Below are 15,865 nucleotides of genomic sequence, written 5' to 3'. Positions count from 1 at the left end.
GGTTATCCGCATGCGCCGCGTCGTTATCACTGGTCTGGGCATCGTTTCTTGCCTGGGCAATGACAAAGAGACCGTCACCGCTAACCTGCGTGCAAGTCGCCCTGGCATCCGCTTCAACCCGGAATATGCCGAAATGGGTCTGCGTAGCCAGGTTTCCGGCTCCATCGACCTGCCCCTCGAAGAACTGATCGATCGCAAGATCTATCGCTTCGTGGGCCACGCTGCCGCCTATGCCTACCTGGCCATGAAAGACGCCATCGCCGACTCCGGCCTGAGCGAAGACCAGGTATCGAACGTACGCACCGGCCTGATCGCCGGCTCCGGCGGCGCATCGACCCTCAACCAGATGGAAGCGCTGGACATCCTGCGCGAAAAAGGCGTGAAGCGCGTTGGCCCGTACCGTGTCACGCGGACCATGGGCAGCACCGTTTCGGCCTGCCTGGCCACGCCGTTCCAGATCAAGGGCGTGAACTACTCGATCTCCTCCGCATGCGCCACCAGTGCACACTGCATCGGTACCGCCGTCGAGCAGATCCAACTGGGCAAGCAGGACATCGTGTTCGCCGGCGGCGGCGAAGAAGAACATTGGAGCCAGTCGTTCCTGTTCGACGCCATGGGCGCCCTGTCCACCCAGTACAACGAAACCCCGGAAAAGGCCTCCCGCGCCTACGATGCCAAGCGTGACGGTTTCGTCATCGCCGGCGGTGGCGGCATGGTGGTGGTCGAGGAGCTGGAGCACGCCCTGGCCCGTGGCGCCAAGATCTACGCGGAAATCGTCGGCTACGGCGCCACTTCCGATGGCTACGACATGGTTGCGCCAAGCGGTGAAGGCGCCATCCGTTGCATGCAGATGGCCATGTCCACCGTGGATACCCCGATCGACTACCTGAACACCCACGGCACCTCGACTCCGGTCGGCGACGCCAAGGAAATGGAAGGTGTACGCGCGGTATTCGGCGACAAAGCCCCAGCCATCAGCTCCACCAAGAGCCTGTCGGGTCACTCCCTGGGCGCCGCCGGCGTCCACGAAGCGATCTACTGCCTGCTGATGATGGAAGGCAACTTCATGGCCGGTTCGGCCAACATCGACGAGATCGACCCGGTCGTCGCCGATATGCCGATCCTGACCAAGACGGTTGAAAACGTCAAAGTCGACACCGTGATGAGCAACAGCTTCGGCTTCGGTGGCACTAACGCCACCCTGGTGCTGAAACGCTGGCAGGGTAAGTGAGCCCCGCAGGTTGATCACATGAAAAGCCCCGACTGGTTCGGGGCTTTTTTATGGGCGACGGGATTTGAGACCGTAACCGCAGTTGCGTGAGACGAAAACGCAATATCAACGCGCACCCTCATCGCCGCGAGGTTTAGGCAGGATGGCCAGGAAGTTGTCCCTCGCCACTTTGCGGGCAACGTCTTCAGGCAATGCATCCAGGAAGACATCAAAGCGGTGCATTTCCTCACCCAGCTTGTTGAAACGCCCGACGACATCCGAACCCAGCATAAAGCGCTCCGGGAAGCGCTCCACCAGCGTTACCCACTCCGGCCGAGGCTTGCCCCCATCATCCAGCAAGTACGGCGTGAGCATGCTCCAGGACAGGTCGATATACAGGTTGGGGTAAGCCTCGAGCATACGGTTCAAGGTGGGCAGCAAAAAGTCCATTTGCACCTGGTGGCGGTGAATTTCCTTGCTGGTGCCGGCGTGAGCCCAGATAAAGCGGGTGTGCGGGTGGTTGCGCAGCGGCTCTTCCACTTCGGCGAGGTACAGCGGGTTACGCTCGCGCTTGGAGGTGATGTTGGAGTGCAGCATCACCGGCAAGTCGTTTTCCGCCGCCAGGTGATAGATGCGCGTCATGGCCTCGTTGTTGGCGCGCGGGGTATCCCCCGATGTGAGGGCGGTAAGGTCGTCGTGACGGGTAAACACTTCACCGATGCCCTGCCACAGCCCCGGGTTGAGGTCGAGCATGCGCTGGATATGGGCATCCGAATTCTTGTCATTGGGGTTGAAGCCGGACAGAAATGGATGAAAGTGCTGGCGCTGTTCAGGTGTCAGTTTATTTACCGCTGCGGCAACAATCACGTCCGTGGCGCTGTACCAATAGGCATCCGCGTCATCACCGGTGTAGTAGCGCGGGCGCTTGGGCTCGTCTTCGTGCCATTTCTTTGCGACGGGAATGCCGGAAATCATGACATGCTCGATGCGATTTTCTGCCATCGCCTTGAGCAACGTGTCCATCCCCGCCGTTTCCTGGAAGAAATCCACGTAATGCAGGTGGGCATCGCTGTAGGCATAGTCGCGAGCCTGCGCGGCAAGACTGTTGGCGGCGAGCAACAGGGCGAGACTCAAGCGGGTCCAGGGCACGGTATAACCTCGATAAGGGCGAATACCGGTAGACCTTGCGTGTCGTACCGGGGTTCAGCCGGCAAAAAAATGTGGAACACCCCCGTGCCAGCATGCTCTATAACTGCATGACCTTCCTTCTGCCACCCCGTGAGGTTTGCCATGCCTGTTACCGTCAATACGCTGAACGCCGACAACTTCCGCCACAGCGTCAATATCAATAACCACGAGCTGTTTACCGACCTGCCCAAGAGCCTGGGTGGTGACGACTCGGCGCCCTCCCCCCACGATTACTTCGACGCCGCGCTGGCATCGTGCAAGGCGCTGACCGTCAAGCTCTATGCCCAGAAAAAAGACATCCCCCTGACCGGCGTGACCGTGGAAGTCACCCACGACGCCAGCGAAGAGCAAAAGGGCAAATACAGGCTCAACGTCAAGCTGACGCTCAAGGGCGTACTCACCGACGAACAGCGCGACGAGCTGCACCGTGTGGCCGATCGCTGCCCGGTACACAAGCTGATGACCACCGCCGAGGTCACCATCGAAACCCGCCTCTCTGAAGGCGCGTTCAGCCAATAGCGGCAACCTCCCGTCGAGCGGGTTATGCTCATTACCCTACAACCCGCTCAGACTGGGACGCACCATGACCACCCTCACCGTGATCCGCCCACGCCCCGAAGATGTCGAAGGCCAGCCGATCCTGCGCCCGCTGCCCTCGCGGGAATGTCGCAGCGTCGGGCCCTTTGTGTTTTTCGACCATGTGCTGCCTACCCGCTATGCACCGGGCAGCGGCATGAACATCCGCCAGCACCCGCATATCGGCCTGTCCACCCTCACCTATCTGTTCGAAGGCGCACTGCAGCACAAGGACAGCCTGGGGTCGGATCAAGTGGTAGAGGCCGGTGATGTCAGCTGGATGACTGCAGGCGGTGCAATCGCCCATGTCGAGCGCACACCCGAGGCACTCAAGGCCCACGGTTTCAGCATGCATGGCCTGCAAGTGTGGCTGGCGTCGCCCAAGGACCACGAAGCGGGGCCGGGACACTACAGCCATCACCCTGCAGCGAGCCTGCCGGTGAGTGACAACCTAGGCGTGCGGATTCGCCTGATCGCCGGCAGTGGCTTCTGCCTCAAATCACCGGTGCCGGTGCTGTCGCCTACGTTGTATGCAGATGTACACATGCAAACGGCCACGACCCTGCTGATTCCTGACGAGCACGAGGAACGCGCGGTGTATGTGCTGGAGGGTGAAGCCCAGTTGGAGGGTGAGCGGCTTGAGGTGCACAGCCTGGTGGTATTGCCGGCCGGGCAGGCAATGACCCTGTTCGCCGAGAGCGATTGCCAGTTGGTGGTGTTTGGCGGAGCACCGCTGGATGGGCCACGGCGGATCAATTGGAATTTTGTCGCGAGCGATCCGTTGAAGATCGAGCAGGCCAGGCAACGCTGGGCCGCTGGGGATTGGCCGACGGTGCCGGGTGAAACTGAAAGAATTGAGTTGCCGGTGAGATAGCTATCGGGGGCAAGCCCCCGATGACGCCGGAACAGGCGCTGAAGATTCAGCCCTTGAACACTTCATCCAGCAAGTTATGCATCGACCGGAACGCCCGTGCAGCGGTCTTGGCGTCATACATCATCTTGCCCGGCACATTGGCATCCGGGTCAGTGAAGGAATGCACCGCACCGCCGTAACTCAGCAATTGCCAATCCACGCCGGCCGCGTTCATTTCATCTTCGAACGCCGGCAGTTGCTCTTTCGGCACCAACGGGTCGGAAGCACCGTGCAGTACCAGCACTGGACCCTTGATGTTTTTCGCGTCTGCCGGGTTCGGCGTGTCGAGGGTACCGTGGAACGATACGGCAGCCTTCAATGGCGCACCGGTACGTGCCAGCTCCAGGGAGCAGCAACCGCCGAAGCAGAAACCAAAGGTGGCCAGCTTCGAGGTGTCCACTGCCGCTTCGGTCTGGCCCTGCAGCTGCTCAAGGGCAGCCTGCATGCGTTTGTTCAGCAACGGGCGATCATTCTTCAACGGCATCATTGCGGCGCCGGCTTCATCGCCATTCGACGGGCGCACGGTTTGCCCGTAGAGGTCGGCGATCAGCACCACGTAGCCCTTGGCGGCAACGCTCTTGGCGATCTCCTCGGCACCCGCACTCACCCCCATCCAGTTCGGCGCCATCAGCAGGCCGGGCAGCGGGTTCTTTTGGCTGGCATCGAACGCCAGGCGGCTTTCATAAGACTGGCCATCAATCTGATAGACCACGGAACGCACAGTGACTTGGCTCATCATTTTCTCCAGTTGAAGATCACTAGAACGGAAATAGGCTGTAGGTGCGAGCTTGCTCGCGAAGAACCTCAACGATCACGCGGGCAACCTGACACCCAGCGCCGCCCGCAGTTTTTTCGCGAGCAAGCTCGCTCCTACAAACGAAAAAACCCGCCGAAGCGGGTTTTTCTACAACGGTATCAAACCGACAGTTCAACCAACAGCTTGTTCAGTCGGCGCACGTAGGCGGCCGGGTCCTTGAGGCTGTCGCCAGCGGCCAGGGCCGCCTGGTCGAAAAGGATGTGGGACAGGTCGCCAAAGCGCTCTTCGCTCTGCTCGCCGTCGAGTTTCTCGATCAACGGGTGAGCCGGGTTGAATTCGAAGATCGGCTTGGAGTCCGGGACCTTCTGGCCGCTGGCTTCGAGGATCTGGCGCATCTGCATGCCCAGGTCCTGCTCGCCGATGGCCAGGATCGCCGGGGAATCGGTCAGACGGTGGGAAACCCGCACTTCGCTGACGGCATCGCCCAGGGACGCCTTGATCCGCTCAACCAGGCCTTCTTTGGCCTTGGCGACCTCCTCGGCTTCTTTCTTCTCTTCCTCGGAGTCCAGGTTACCCAGGTCCAGGTCGCCACGGGCCACGTCGACAAAGGATTTGCCGTCGAACTCGTTGAGGTAGCTCATCAGCCACTCATCGATACGGTCGGTCAGCAGCAGCACTTCGATGCCTTTCTTACGGAAGACTTCCAGGTGCGGGCTGTTCTTGACCTGTGCGTAGGTTTCGCCGGTGAGGTAGTAAATCTTGTCCTGGCCTTCCTTGGCACGTGCCAGGTACTCGGCCAGGGACACCACCTGCTCGCCCTCTTCACCCTGGGTGGAAGCAAAGCGCAGCAGACCGGCGATTTTTTCCTTGTTGGCAAAATCTTCCGCCGGGCCTTCTTTCATGACCTGGCCGAAGTTTTTCCAGAAACCCTTGTATTGCTCTGGCTCGTTCTTCGCCAGTTTTTCCAGCATGTCGAGTACGCGCTTGGTCAGCGCCGACTTCATGGAATCGATGATCGGGTCTTTTTGCAGGATTTCCCGCGACACGTTCAGCGACAGGTCATTGGAGTCGACCACACCCTTGATAAAGCGCAGGTACAGCGGCAGGAACGACTCCGCCTGGTCCATCACGAACACGCGCTGCACGTAGAGCTTCAGGCCTTTTGGCGCTTCACGCTGGTACAGGTCGAACGGCGCACGGGTCGGCACGTAGAGCAGCGAGCTGTATTCCAGCTTGCCTTCGACCTTGTTATGGCTCCAGCTCAGCGGGTTTTCGTAGTCGTGGCCGATATGCTTGTAGAACTCCTGGTATTCCTCGTCCTTGATCTCGGTACGCGGACGGGTCCACAGGGCACTGGCGCGGTTGACGGTTTCCCATTCCTGGGCAGGCTTCTCTTCACCTTCGGCAGCCGCTTGTTCTTTCGGCAGCTCGATCGGCAAGGCAATATGGTCGGAGTACTTCTTGATGATATTGCGCAGGCGCCAGCCGTCGGCGAACTCGTCTTCACCGGATTTGAGGTGCAGGACGATGCGGGTACCACGGTCAGCCTTGTCGATGGTGGCGATTTCAAATTCGCCCTCGCCCTTGGAAGCCCAGTGCACGCCTTCGCTGGCGTCAAGGCCGGCACGACGGCTGAACACTTCAACCTTGTCGGCCACGATGAAGGCCGAGTAGAAGCCCACACCGAACTGGCCGATCAGGTGCGAATCTTTCTTCTGGTCGCCGGACAGGTTTTTCATGAAGTCGGCGGTACCGGATTTGGCGATGGTCCCCAGGTGGGTGATCGCATCTTCACGGCTCATGCCGATACCGTTGTCTTCGAGGGTGACGGTATTGGCGTCTTTGTCGAAGCTCACACGGATTTTCAGTTCCGCGCCGCCTTCCAGCAGTTCAGGCTTGGACAGGGCTTCGAAACGTAATTTGTCGACAGCGTCAGAGGCGTTCGAGATCAATTCGCGAAGGAAGATTTCCTTGTTGGAATACAGCGAATGGATCATGAGGTGCAGCAGTTGCTTCACCTCGGTCTGGAAGCCCAGGGTTTCCTTTTGAGTTTCCACACTCATGGTCATCAAACTCCAATTGGATGGCAGTGGCCGCGCCCTGAAGGGTTGGCGGCGGGTTGTCATCAAAGTTGGGGGCTAAGAGCAGGATTTCAAGGGCGGACCACGTCCTCGATCTTGAAATGCGCACGGGCGGTGGCGATGGGCTCGGCGGCGGTGGTTTGCCAGGCGGTGATCGCCACATTCGCCACCCGTCGGCCCTGGCGCCACACCTGGCATTTGGCGTAAGTGTCGCGAAACTGGCCGGCGCGCAGGTAATCGAGGGAGAAATCGATGATTTTCGGGAGGCCCGGCGCTCCGGTAAACACCAGCAGGTGCAACGCCGCTGCCAGTTCCATGAAGCCGGCAATCACCCCGCCGTGAAGCGCCGGCAATATGGGGTTACCAATATTGTCCTTGTGGGCCGGCAGGCGAAACAGCAATTCATCCCCCAGCCGGGTGCATTCGATACCGATCAGTTTGGCGTAGGGGATCAGGTCCAGCAGCGCCTCGTAGTTGCCGCGCTGATGAGCCTGTTCCAGGCGGGTCTTGAATCGATGGGTCATGCCTGCTCTCCCTTGATCGCGCGCCCCAACCCGTGGGTGCCCTTGAGACGCTTGCCCATGCGCATGAAAGTGCCCACCACATGGGCGATGGGTTGTTGCGGATCGTCCTGGTAGGCAAAACCACGGGTGAAGATCACGTCGGTGGTCACCCGGTAGCATTGGGCGAAACCATATACCGGCTTATGCGGCTCGGCGGGATGCATATAGTCGACACGCAGGTCCAGGGTCGGGCACACCTCGAACTCCGGCAGGACACACAGGGTGGCCATGCCGCAGGCGGTATCCATCAAGGATGTCAACGCGCCACCGTGGATCACGCCGGTCTGGGGATCACCCACCAACTGCGGGGCGTAAGGCATGGCCAACGTGATGCCCTCCTCGCTGGCATGATGAACGCTGATACCCAGCACCTGACAATGGCGCAAGGCCGAGACAAAGCGCGTCGCGCGCTCTAACAAGGGATTTTCGGTCATTCGTTGCAGACTCTTATTAGTGTTGATGGGCGAAATAGACGGTGCGGGCGAAAGTTCCTTTGAGGTCGTTGTTTATATATCTGTGGAATAAAAGGAACTAATGCTGAACGGCCATGCTCGAAAGGCCAGTAGATATCTTCACTAAGGAGAAACACCCCATGCGTAAGACTTTAGCTATTTCCATGATGTTGGCCGCTGCCCTCGGTCTCGCTGCTTGCGACAAGAAATCCGAAGACAAAGCCCAAGATGCCGCAGCGCATTCTGAGCAAGCTCAAAAAGACATGGCGAAAGCTCAGGATAAAGTGAACGACGCTGCGAAAGAAAACGCCGATGCTGCCAAAGCTCAGGCTGAATCGAACGAAGCCGCCGCAAAAGAAGCAGCACCAGCTACTCCTGCCACCGGTTCCTGATACCGCTGCATGAAATAGCTTCGCTGCAATAAAAAGAAAGCCCGCTTATAGAGCGGGCTTTACTTTGCCTGTTGTTTTTAACTCAGCGCGTCACGCATTAAATCTCCTCTTTGGCGGGCTCAGGCATCGGTGTATCCGTCTGCGTATACACCATCACTTGCAGTACGTCGGAATGAAACTCCCGGCGATACAACACAAACACCACCCCGGCACTCATCAACATGAACAACCAGGGGCTGACGAACCACGCCAGCATGGTCATGCCGAAGTAATAAGAACGCAGGCCAAAGTTGAACTGGTTGGCGGCCATGGAGATCACCCGCGCCGCACGCAGGGCAAACGCCTTGCGCTCCTGCTCCGACACATGCCGTTCACCGATCATCGGTGCCGACCCGACCAGCACCGCGGCAAAGTTGTACTGGCGCATGCACCAACTGAAGGTGAAGAAGGCATACACGAAGACCAGCGCCAGGCAGAGCAGCTTGATCTCCGACATGCCCTGGGAGGCCTGCTGCACCATGGGTATGTCCGCCAGCAATGACACCGCCCGCTCGGAAGCCCCCAGCACCGTGAGAATGCCGGCGAGGATGATCAAGGTGCTGGAGGCGAAGAATGAGGCATTACGCTCCAGGTTGCCGATCACGCTGGCATCGGCGATGCGGTTGTCACGCAGCAGCATGCGGCGCATCCAGTCCTCGCGATACAAATGCAGCACGCTGGCCAGGCACGCGGTGTCTCGGGCTTTCCAGGTGGCATAACGGGTGTAGCCGCCCCAGCACAGGATGAACCAGAGGGCGGCAAGCAGGTGGATCTGATTGGCTTCGACGAACGACATGCGGGTCCTTGCAGAAAGAAGATTGAGAAACTTTTTGCGTCTGTTCGACGTTAGCGCAAAGAAAAAGACACTGCCTTGCGCTCAAAAAAAATGCCCCGTATCGATTGATACGAGGCATTTCCGTACTGCATGAAACCCGCTTGTTATGCGATGGCTTCGCTGCGCTTACCCAGCATGCGATCAATGACGACCGCCACAACCAGCGTCATCACCGACGGCACCAGCCACGCCAGGCCTTGCTCGCTCAGCGGCAGGTTCGCCAGCTGCGAAGGCATCCAGCCTGCCAGGCCTGCGCCCTTGAGCGCGTCGATGCAACCAAAGATGAACGACACCAGCATCACCGGCCCGACGATACGGCCCTGTTCCTGCCAGAAGTCTTTGCAGAAGCTCAAGGCCACCAGCACGATGCACGGCGGGTAGATCGCGGTGAGTACCGGGATCGAGAACGCAATCAGCTTGGTCAGGCCCAGGTTCGACACGAACAGCGAGAACAGCGCCAGGATCACTACCAGGGTCTTGTAGGACAGCGGCAGGATTTTGCTGAAGTACTCGGCACATGCGCAGGTCAGGCCGACGGCAGTGACCAGGCATGCCAGGGAGATCAATACAGCCAGGAACCCACTGCCCAGGGAACCGAAGGTGTGCTGAACATAAGCGTGCAGCACTGCGGCGCCATTGGCAGCGCCGGCAGCGACTTCATGGCTGCCCGACCCGAGGCGGAACAGGCTGACATACACCAGCGCCAAACCGACGCCGGCAATCAACCCGGCAATGATCGCGTAGCGGGTGATCAGCTTGGGCGATTCGACACCACGGGAACGGATCGCATTGACGATCACAATGCCAAACACCAGCGCCCCCAGGGTATCCATGGTCAGGTAGCCATTGATAAAGCCCTGGGAAAACGGTGCGGCGACGTATTCCGGGGTGGCGACACCCACCTCACCTGCCGGCAGGGCAAACGCGGCAATGCCGAGGATGGCCAGGGCGATGATCTTCAGCGGCGCCAGGAAGCGACCCACGGTGTCCAGCAGTCGGCCTGGGTACAAGGAGACAAAGAACACCACCAGGAAATACACCGAGCTGTAGAGGAACAGCGCCAGCGGGCTTTCGCCGGTCAGCGGCGCCAGGCCCACTTCAAACGACACGGTCGCGGTACGCGGGGTGGCGAACAGCGGCCCTACCGCCAGATACGCCGCCGCCGCGAGCAGGCCACCGGCGATCTTGCCGATCGGGCTGCTCAGCGCGTCCATGCCGCCACCGACCTTGGCCAGGGCGATCACGGTGACCACCGGCAGGCCAACGGCGGTGATCAGGAAGCCCAGCGCCGCCATCCAGACATGAGGCCCGGACTGCAAACCAACGATAGGCGGGAAGATGATGTTGCCGGCGCCCACGAACAGGGCGAAGGTCATGAAGCCCAACGCCAGGATGTCCTGGCTTTTCAACACTTTCATTTGAGGAAATACCACACTACTGAATCGGAATTTAGAGAGGGATTCCCTATGGATGAGGGAAATGCTGCCGGCCCTTATGGGCACCGACCGGTCTAGCGCGCAGCTTCCTTTTGGGAGGCGGACGCATAAAGAGGCGGCTAGGGTACAGAATTAGCCTGACAAACGCACTGTTGCGGGGCGTACTGTCCGATAAGCGACATCTCGATGTCGCGTTTTCATACTTAATTTGGCAATACAAACAAAATTGTGGGAGGGGGCTTGCTCCCGATAGCGGTGCGTCAGTCCCACATCAGCTGGCTGATGCACTGCAATCGGGGGCAAGCCCCCTCCCACATTTGAATCGTCAACAATCTGCAGAATGCACAAAGGCCACCCGAAGGTGGCCTTTGCTGGTAAAGCGTCAGCTAAGCGCGAGGCTTACTTGACAGCCCAACCGGTCAGCTCGGCCAAGGCCTTGCCGATGTCTGCCAGCGAACGCACGGTTTTAACGCCTGCGTCTTGCAGTGCAGCGAATTTCTCGTCTGCAGTGCCTTTGCCGCCAGAGATGATTGCGCCAGCATGGCCCATGCGCTTGCCCGCAGGGGCAGTCACACCAGCGATGTAGGAAACAACCGGCTTGGTCACGTGTGCCTTGATGTAGGCAGCCGCTTCTTCTTCAGCCGAACCGCCGATCTCACCGATCATCACGATCGCTTCGGTCTTCGGGTCTTCCTGGAACAGCTTCAGGATATCGATGAAGTTGGAGCCCGGGATCGGGTCACCGCCGATGCCGACGCAAGTCGACTGACCGAAACCGGCGTCAGTAGTTTGCTTCACAGCTTCGTAGGTCAGGGTGCCGGAACGGGAAACGATACCGACTTTACCTGGCAAGTGAATGTGACCTGGCATGATGCCGATCTTGCATTCGCCTGGAGTGATCACGCCTGGGCAGTTAGGGCCGATCAGGACTACGCCCAGCTCGTCGCACTTAACTTTAGCGTCCAGCATGTCCAGGGTAGGAATGCCTTCGGTGATGCACACGATCAGCTTGATGCCGCCGAATGCCGCTTCCAGGATCGAGTCCTTGCAGAAAGGAGCTGGAACGTAGATCACGCTGGCGGTGGCGCCAGTGGCAGCTACAGCGTCTTTCACGGTGTTGAACACTGGCAGGCCCAGGTGCTCGGTGCCGCCTTTGCCCGGGGTTACGCCGCCAACCATCTTGGTGCCGTATTCGATGGCTTGCTGGGTGTGGAAACTACCTTGCGAACCGGTAATACCCTGGCAGATAACTTTGGTGTCTTTATTGATCAGGACGCTCATTATTTGCCCTCCGCAGCTTTGACAACTTGTTGAGCAGCGTCGGTCAGGCTGGTAGCCGCGATGATGTTCAAACCGCTTTCTGCCAGTACTTTAGCGCCCAGTTCAGCGTTGTTGCCTTCAAGGCGAACAACAACCGGGATTTTAACGCCGACTTCTTTCACTGCGCCGATGATGCCTTCGGCAATCATGTCGCAACGAACGATGCCGCCGAAGATGTTGACCAGTACTGCAGCGACGTTGGAGTCGGACAGGATGATCTTGAAGGCTTCGGTTACGCGTTCCTTGGTAGCACCACCGCCCACGTCGAGGAAGTTGGCTGGTTTGCCGCCATGCAGGTTGACGATGTCCATGGTACCCATGGCCAGGCCGGCACCGTTGACCATGCAACCGATGTTACCTTCCAGGGCTACGTAGTTCAGTTCGAACTTGGCAGCGTGCGCTTCGCGCGGATCGTCTTGCGACGGATCGTGGAAAGTCTTCAGCTTAGGCTGACGGTACATGGCGTTGGCGTCGATGTTGATCTTGGCGTCGAGGCAGTGCAGATCGCCGTCAGCCTTGATCACCAGCGGGTTCACTTCCAGCAGGGCCAGATCGTGATCCTGGAACAGTTTGGCCAGACCTACGAAGATCTTGGCGAACTGGGCAACTTGCTTGCCTTCCAGGCCCAGCTGGAAAGCCAGCTCGCGACCCTGGAATGGCTGGGCGCCAACCAGTGGGTCGATAGTGGCTTTCAGAATTTTTTCTGGGGTTTCGTGAGCGATCTTCTCGATGTCCACGCCACCTTCGGTGGAAGCCATGAACACGATGCGACGGCTCGAACGGTCAACGACAGCGCCCAGGTACAGCTCTTTAGCGATATCAGTGCACGATTCAACCAGGATCTTGGTGACTGGCTGGCCATTGGCATCAGTCTGGTAAGTCACCAGACGCTTGCCCAGCCACTGCTGTGCGAAGGCCTTGGCGTCTTCTTTGCTGCGAACCAGCTTAACGCCGCCCGCTTTACCGCGACCACCAGCGTGGACCTGGGCTTTGACAACCCACTCGGTGCCGCCGATTTTGTCGCAAGCTTCTGCTGCTGCTTCCGGGGTGTCTACTGCGTAGCCCTTGGAAACTGGCAGGCCGTATTCAGCGAACAGCTGCTTACCCTGATACTCGTGAAGATTCATGCTTTTTACCGTCTTCGTTAGGTACTGCGCATTCGGCGCTGCGCTCATTATGAGTGCCGCGCCACCTGTGACTGCTGCTTGCGCAACTTGCGGGGCTCAAGGCCCGTAAAGCTGCGCAAGACTGCGTCCAGCGGATATTCCGCGGTGAGTCTTGCGCGCAAGGCTCACGACGGGCAACTCCGCCGTGGTTTCTTATTATCTCGCTTAGCGCTTCTTCTTGTTGGCGATGTGGATGGCATGGCCATTCACTGCCAACGCGGCTTCGTGCAGCGCTTCGGACAGGGTCGGATGGGAGAAGACCATCATGCCGATGTCCTCGGCACTGGTGCCGAATTCCATACCGATCGCGCCCTGCTGAACCAGTTCTGCTGCGCCTGGGCCAATCACGTGGACGCCCAATACGCGGTCAGTCTTGGCATCAGCGATGACTTTGACAAAACCACCGGTGTCGTTGGCTGCCATGGCACGGCCAGAAGCGGCGAACGGGAAGGTGCCGACGTTAACTTCAACGCCTTCAGCTTTCAACTGCTGTTCGTTCTTGCCGACCCATGCAATTTCCGGGTGGGTGTAGATAACCGATGGGATCAGGTCGTAGTTCATCTGGGTCTTGTGACCCTTGATGCGCTCGACAACCATGATGCCTTCTTCGGAAGCCTTGTGCGCGAGCATCATGCCGCGAACCACGTCGCCAATGGCGTAGACGCCCGGAACGGTGGTAGCGCAGTGATCGTCAACGTGGATGAAGCCACGCTCGTCGATGTTCACGCCGCTGTCGGAAGCCAGCAGGTCGGTGGTCACTGGACGGCGACCAACGGCCACGATCAGCTTGTCGAAAGTGATGGTCTGTTCGCCATCCTTGTCGGTGTAGGTCACGACGACTTCTTCGCCATTAACCTTAGAGCCGGTCACGCGAGCGCCCAGCTTGATGTCCAGACCTTGTTTGGTCAGGGTTTTCAGCGCTTCTTTGGACACCGCGGTGTCGGCAGCCAGCAGGAACGTGTCCAGGGCTTCCAGCACGGTCACTTCGGAACCCAGGCGGGACCAGACCGAACCCAGTTCCAGGCCGATGACGCCAGCGCCGATCACGCCCAGGCGCTTAGGCACGGCCTGGAATTCCAGGGCGCCGGTCGAATCAACGATCACGTTCTGGTCAACCGGAGCCGGTGGAATGTCGATTGGACGCGAACCTGGGGCCAGGATCACGTTCTCGGCTTCGATGATTTCTACCGAGCCGTCCGGCTTGGTGATTTCAACTTTCTTGCCGGCCAGCAGTTTGCCGTGGCCTTGCAGGGAAGTCACGCCGTTGGCCTTGAACAAGGTCGCAACGCCGGAAGTCAGGCCTTTAACGATGTTGGCTTTACGGCCGACCATTGCTGGCACGTCCATGGTCACGCCGGCATGGTTGATGCCGTGGATCGCGAAGCCGTCCTGGGCTTCGTGGAATTTCCAGGAGCTGTCCAGCAGCGCCTTGGAAGGAATGCAACCGACGTTCAGGCAAGTACCGCCCAGTGCCAGTTTGCCTTCCTTGTCGGTGTATTTTTCAATGCAAGCAGTCGAGAGGCCCAGTTGTGCGGCCTTGATGGCGGCAACGTAGCCGCCAGGACCCGCACCAATCACTACAACGTCAAATTTCTGCGACATGAAAATAGTTCCTCTATTTAGCAGCAAGCTTTCAAGCCGCAAGCCCCAAGCCCAACTGCCTTATCCGGCAATCTGTCACTTGAGACCTGCAGCTGCTTCTATCAGATATCCAGCAGCAGACGAGCCGGGTCTTCCAGCAGGTTCTTGATGGTCACCAGGAAAGTCACGGCTTCTTTACCATCGATCAGGCGGTGATCGTAAGACAGCGCCAGGTACATCATTGGGCGGATCACGACTTGGCCGTTGATGGCCATCGGACGCTGGATGATGTTGTGCATGCCCAGGATCGCGGCTTGTGGCGGGTTAACGATCGGCGTCGACATCATCGAACCGAAGGTACCACCGTTGGTGATGGTGAAGGTACCACCGGTCATCTCGTCGATGGTCAGCTTGCCGTCACGGGCTTTCTTGCCGAAGCCGGCGATGCCGCCTTCGATTTCAGCCAGGCTCATCAGTTCGGCGTTACGCAGGACCGGGACCACCAGGCCACGGTCGCTGGACACGGCAACGCCGACGTCTGCATAACCGTGATAAACGATGTCGCCGCCGTCGATGGAAGCGTTGACTGCCGGGAAGCGTTTCAGCGCTTCGGTGGCCGCTTTCACGAAGAACGACATGAAGCCCAGGCGCACGCCGTTGTGGGACTTCTCGAACAGATCCTTGTACTTCGAACGCAGGGCCATGACTTCGGTCATGTCGACTTCGTTGAAAGTGGTCAGCATCGCCATGTTCGACTGTGCTTCAACCAGGCGCTTGGCCACGGTGGCACGCACGCGGGTCATCGGTACACGCTTCTCGGTGCGGTCGCCGGCAGCGAACACAGGCGCAGCGGCAGCCGGGGCAGCAGCCTTGGCAGGCGCGGCAGCCGGAGCGTTTTTCTTGGCTTCAACAGCAGCGACCACATCTTCCTTGGTCACACGGCCGTCTTTGCCGGTGCCTTTGATGGAAGCCAGGTTGATGCCGTTTTCTTCGGCCAACTGGCGAGCAGCCGGTGCAGCGATTGGATCTTCGCCACCCGCAGCCGGAGCGGCAGCAGGTGCCGAGGCAGCGGCCGGTGCAGCAGCGGCAGCAGGAGCAGCGGCAGCGCTGCCCTCTTCGATCGAGCCGAGTACCTGGTTCGACAGAACGGTAGCGCCCTCTTCGGCAACGATTGCGCCCAGCACGCCGTCAGCTTCGGCCAACACTTCCAGCACGACTTTGTCGGTCTCGATGTCGACGATCAGGTCGTCACGCTTGACGGCCTCACCTGGTTTCTTGTGCCAGGTGGCAACGGTGCCATCGGCAACCGATTCCGGGAATGACGGGGCTTTGATTTCGATAGCCATTATCTGTGGG

Annotated in this window: 15 protein-coding genes; 4 read left to right on the top strand and 11 right to left on the bottom strand. The window is 59.2% G+C overall.

From position 1 onward, the window contains the following. The first annotated feature begins 10 nt into the window (after nt 1–10). Nucleotides 11–1,231 (top strand): beta-ketoacyl-ACP synthase I, encoded by a 1,221-nt coding sequence (gene fabB, locus BFQ01_RS05470; RefSeq protein ID WP_027607070.1) that lies wholly within the window; start codon nt 11–13, stop codon nt 1,229–1,231. A 105-nt stretch (nt 1,232–1,336) separates the two neighbouring features. Here the strand turns inward: fabB and BFQ01_RS05465 are convergent, their stop codons facing one another. Continuing rightward, on the bottom strand, nt 1,337–2,359 hold the full coding sequence (locus tag BFQ01_RS05465) for an amidohydrolase family protein (protein ID WP_065924498.1): 1,023 nt from the start codon (nt 2,357–2,359) through the stop codon (nt 1,337–1,339). Between the two features lie 141 nt (nt 2,360–2,500). On the opposite strand from BFQ01_RS05465, the gene BFQ01_RS05460 reads away from it, so the two are divergent. Together BFQ01_RS05460 and BFQ01_RS05455 are read left to right on the top strand one after the other, a co-directional pair. Further along, on the top strand, nt 2,501–2,917 hold the full coding sequence (locus BFQ01_RS05460) for an OsmC family protein (RefSeq protein WP_065924497.1): 417 nt from the start codon (nt 2,501–2,503) through the stop codon (nt 2,915–2,917). A gap of 64 nt (nt 2,918–2,981) precedes the next feature. Beyond that, nucleotides 2,982–3,848 carry a pirin family protein gene (locus tag BFQ01_RS05455; RefSeq protein ID WP_065924496.1) on the top strand — a complete coding sequence of 289 codons (867 nt, stop codon included), beginning with the start codon at nt 2,982–2,984 and terminating at the stop codon, nt 3,846–3,848. A gap of 46 nt (nt 3,849–3,894) precedes the next feature. Here BFQ01_RS05455 and BFQ01_RS05450 read toward each other — a convergent pair whose 3' ends face one another. The 4 genes from BFQ01_RS05450 to BFQ01_RS05435 all read right to left on the bottom strand — a co-directional run bounded on the left by BFQ01_RS05450 (nt 3,895) and on the right by BFQ01_RS05435 (nt 7,722). Beyond that, nucleotides 3,895–4,623: a dienelactone hydrolase family protein gene (locus BFQ01_RS05450; RefSeq protein ID WP_065924495.1), complete on the bottom strand. Its 729-nt coding sequence runs from the start codon at nt 4,621–4,623 to the stop codon at nt 3,895–3,897. A gap of 179 nt (nt 4,624–4,802) precedes the next feature. Further along, nucleotides 4,803–6,707: a molecular chaperone HtpG gene (gene htpG, locus BFQ01_RS05445; RefSeq protein WP_065924494.1), complete on the bottom strand. Its 1,905-nt coding sequence runs from the start codon at nt 6,705–6,707 to the stop codon at nt 4,803–4,805. A gap of 89 nt (nt 6,708–6,796) precedes the next feature. Continuing rightward, nucleotides 6,797–7,249: a PaaI family thioesterase gene (locus BFQ01_RS05440; protein ID WP_065924493.1), complete on the bottom strand. Its 453-nt coding sequence runs from the start codon at nt 7,247–7,249 to the stop codon at nt 6,797–6,799. Then, a complete protein-coding gene (locus BFQ01_RS05435) occupies nt 7,246–7,722 on the bottom strand; it encodes a PaaI family thioesterase (protein WP_065924492.1) in 477 nt (158 codons plus the stop codon). The genes BFQ01_RS05440 and BFQ01_RS05435 overlap by 4 nt, the downstream gene beginning before the upstream one ends. Before the next feature lie 158 nt (nt 7,723–7,880). Between BFQ01_RS05435 and BFQ01_RS05430 the strand changes: the two genes are divergently transcribed. Then, nucleotides 7,881–8,132 (top strand): hypothetical protein, encoded by a 252-nt coding sequence (locus BFQ01_RS05430; protein WP_010211724.1) that lies wholly within the window; start codon nt 7,881–7,883, stop codon nt 8,130–8,132. A gap of 97 nt (nt 8,133–8,229) precedes the next feature. On the opposite strand, the gene BFQ01_RS05425 is transcribed toward BFQ01_RS05430, so the two are convergent. From BFQ01_RS05425 to odhB, 6 genes are all read right to left on the bottom strand, one after another. Next, nucleotides 8,230–8,967, bottom strand: coding sequence for a DUF599 domain-containing protein (locus BFQ01_RS05425; protein ID WP_027607062.1), 738 nt, complete (start codon nt 8,965–8,967; stop codon nt 8,230–8,232). A gap of 143 nt (nt 8,968–9,110) precedes the next feature. Next, nucleotides 9,111–10,424: a branched-chain amino acid transport system II carrier protein gene (gene brnQ / locus BFQ01_RS05420; RefSeq protein ID WP_065924491.1), complete on the bottom strand. Its 1,314-nt coding sequence runs from the start codon at nt 10,422–10,424 to the stop codon at nt 9,111–9,113. A gap of 417 nt (nt 10,425–10,841) precedes the next feature. Further along, nucleotides 10,842–11,723, bottom strand: a complete 882-nt coding sequence (gene sucD / locus BFQ01_RS05415; protein ID WP_003172813.1) for a succinate--CoA ligase subunit alpha — start codon at nt 11,721–11,723, stop codon at nt 10,842–10,844. After that, entirely contained in the window at nt 11,723–12,889 is a 1,167-nt protein-coding gene (gene sucC, locus BFQ01_RS05410; RefSeq protein ID WP_003233235.1) for an ADP-forming succinate--CoA ligase subunit beta, read from the bottom strand. The genes sucD and sucC overlap by 1 nt, the downstream gene beginning before the upstream one ends. A 204-nt stretch (nt 12,890–13,093) precedes the next feature. Further along, on the bottom strand, nt 13,094–14,530 hold the full coding sequence (lpdA, locus tag BFQ01_RS05405) for a dihydrolipoyl dehydrogenase (RefSeq protein ID WP_065924490.1): 1,437 nt from the start codon (nt 14,528–14,530) through the stop codon (nt 13,094–13,096). 101 nt (nt 14,531–14,631) lie between these two features. Continuing rightward, a complete protein-coding gene (gene odhB, locus BFQ01_RS05400) occupies nt 14,632–15,855 on the bottom strand; it encodes a 2-oxoglutarate dehydrogenase complex dihydrolipoyllysine-residue succinyltransferase (RefSeq protein ID WP_065924489.1) in 1,224 nt (407 codons plus the stop codon). Nucleotides 15,856–15,865 lie beyond the last annotated feature (10 nt).

This window comes from Pseudomonas sp. 8 R 14 (assembly GCF_900005955.1).
In the GTDB taxonomy this organism is placed as follows: domain Bacteria; phylum Pseudomonadota; class Gammaproteobacteria; order Pseudomonadales; family Pseudomonadaceae; genus Aquipseudomonas; species Aquipseudomonas marginalis.
The sequence above is the reverse complement of the archived record's forward strand: the minus strand, read 5'-3'. Positions and strand labels throughout refer to the sequence as shown.

What these genes read in the sequence shown, in the direction of transcription:
- BFQ01_RS05450 (WP_065924495.1), bottom strand. Translation starts at nt 4,623, where the DNA reads ATGAGCCAAGTCACTGTGCGTTCCGTGGTCTATCAGATTGATGGCCAG.
- odhB (WP_065924489.1), bottom strand. Translation starts at nt 15,855, where the DNA reads ATGGCTATCGAAATCAAAGCCCCGTCATTCCCGGAATCGGTTGCCGAT.
- lpdA (WP_065924490.1), bottom strand. Translation starts at nt 14,530, where the DNA reads ATGTCGCAGAAATTTGACGTTGTAGTGATTGGTGCGGGTCCTGGCGGC.
- BFQ01_RS05455 (WP_065924496.1), top strand. Translation starts at nt 2,982, where the DNA reads ATGACCACCCTCACCGTGATCCGCCCACGCCCCGAAGATGTCGAAGGC.
- htpG (WP_065924494.1), bottom strand. Translation starts at nt 6,707, where the DNA reads ATGAGTGTGGAAACTCAAAAGGAAACCCTGGGCTTCCAGACCGAGGTG.
- BFQ01_RS05460 (WP_065924497.1), top strand. Translation starts at nt 2,501, where the DNA reads ATGCCTGTTACCGTCAATACGCTGAACGCCGACAACTTCCGCCACAGC.
- BFQ01_RS05425 (WP_027607062.1), bottom strand. Translation starts at nt 8,967, where the DNA reads ATGTCGTTCGTCGAAGCCAATCAGATCCACCTGCTTGCCGCCCTCTGG.
- sucD (WP_003172813.1), bottom strand. Translation starts at nt 11,723, where the DNA reads ATGAGCGTCCTGATCAATAAAGACACCAAAGTTATCTGCCAGGGTATT.
- sucC (WP_003233235.1), bottom strand. Translation starts at nt 12,889, where the DNA reads ATGAATCTTCACGAGTATCAGGGTAAGCAGCTGTTCGCTGAATACGGC.
- BFQ01_RS05435 (WP_065924492.1), bottom strand. Translation starts at nt 7,722, where the DNA reads ATGACCGAAAATCCCTTGTTAGAGCGCGCGACGCGCTTTGTCTCGGCC.
- BFQ01_RS05440 (WP_065924493.1), bottom strand. Translation starts at nt 7,249, where the DNA reads ATGACCCATCGATTCAAGACCCGCCTGGAACAGGCTCATCAGCGCGGC.
- BFQ01_RS05430 (WP_010211724.1), top strand. Translation starts at nt 7,881, where the DNA reads ATGCGTAAGACTTTAGCTATTTCCATGATGTTGGCCGCTGCCCTCGGT.
- fabB (WP_027607070.1), top strand. Translation starts at nt 11, where the DNA reads ATGCGCCGCGTCGTTATCACTGGTCTGGGCATCGTTTCTTGCCTGGGC.
- brnQ (WP_065924491.1), bottom strand. Translation starts at nt 10,424, where the DNA reads ATGAAAGTGTTGAAAAGCCAGGACATCCTGGCGTTGGGCTTCATGACC.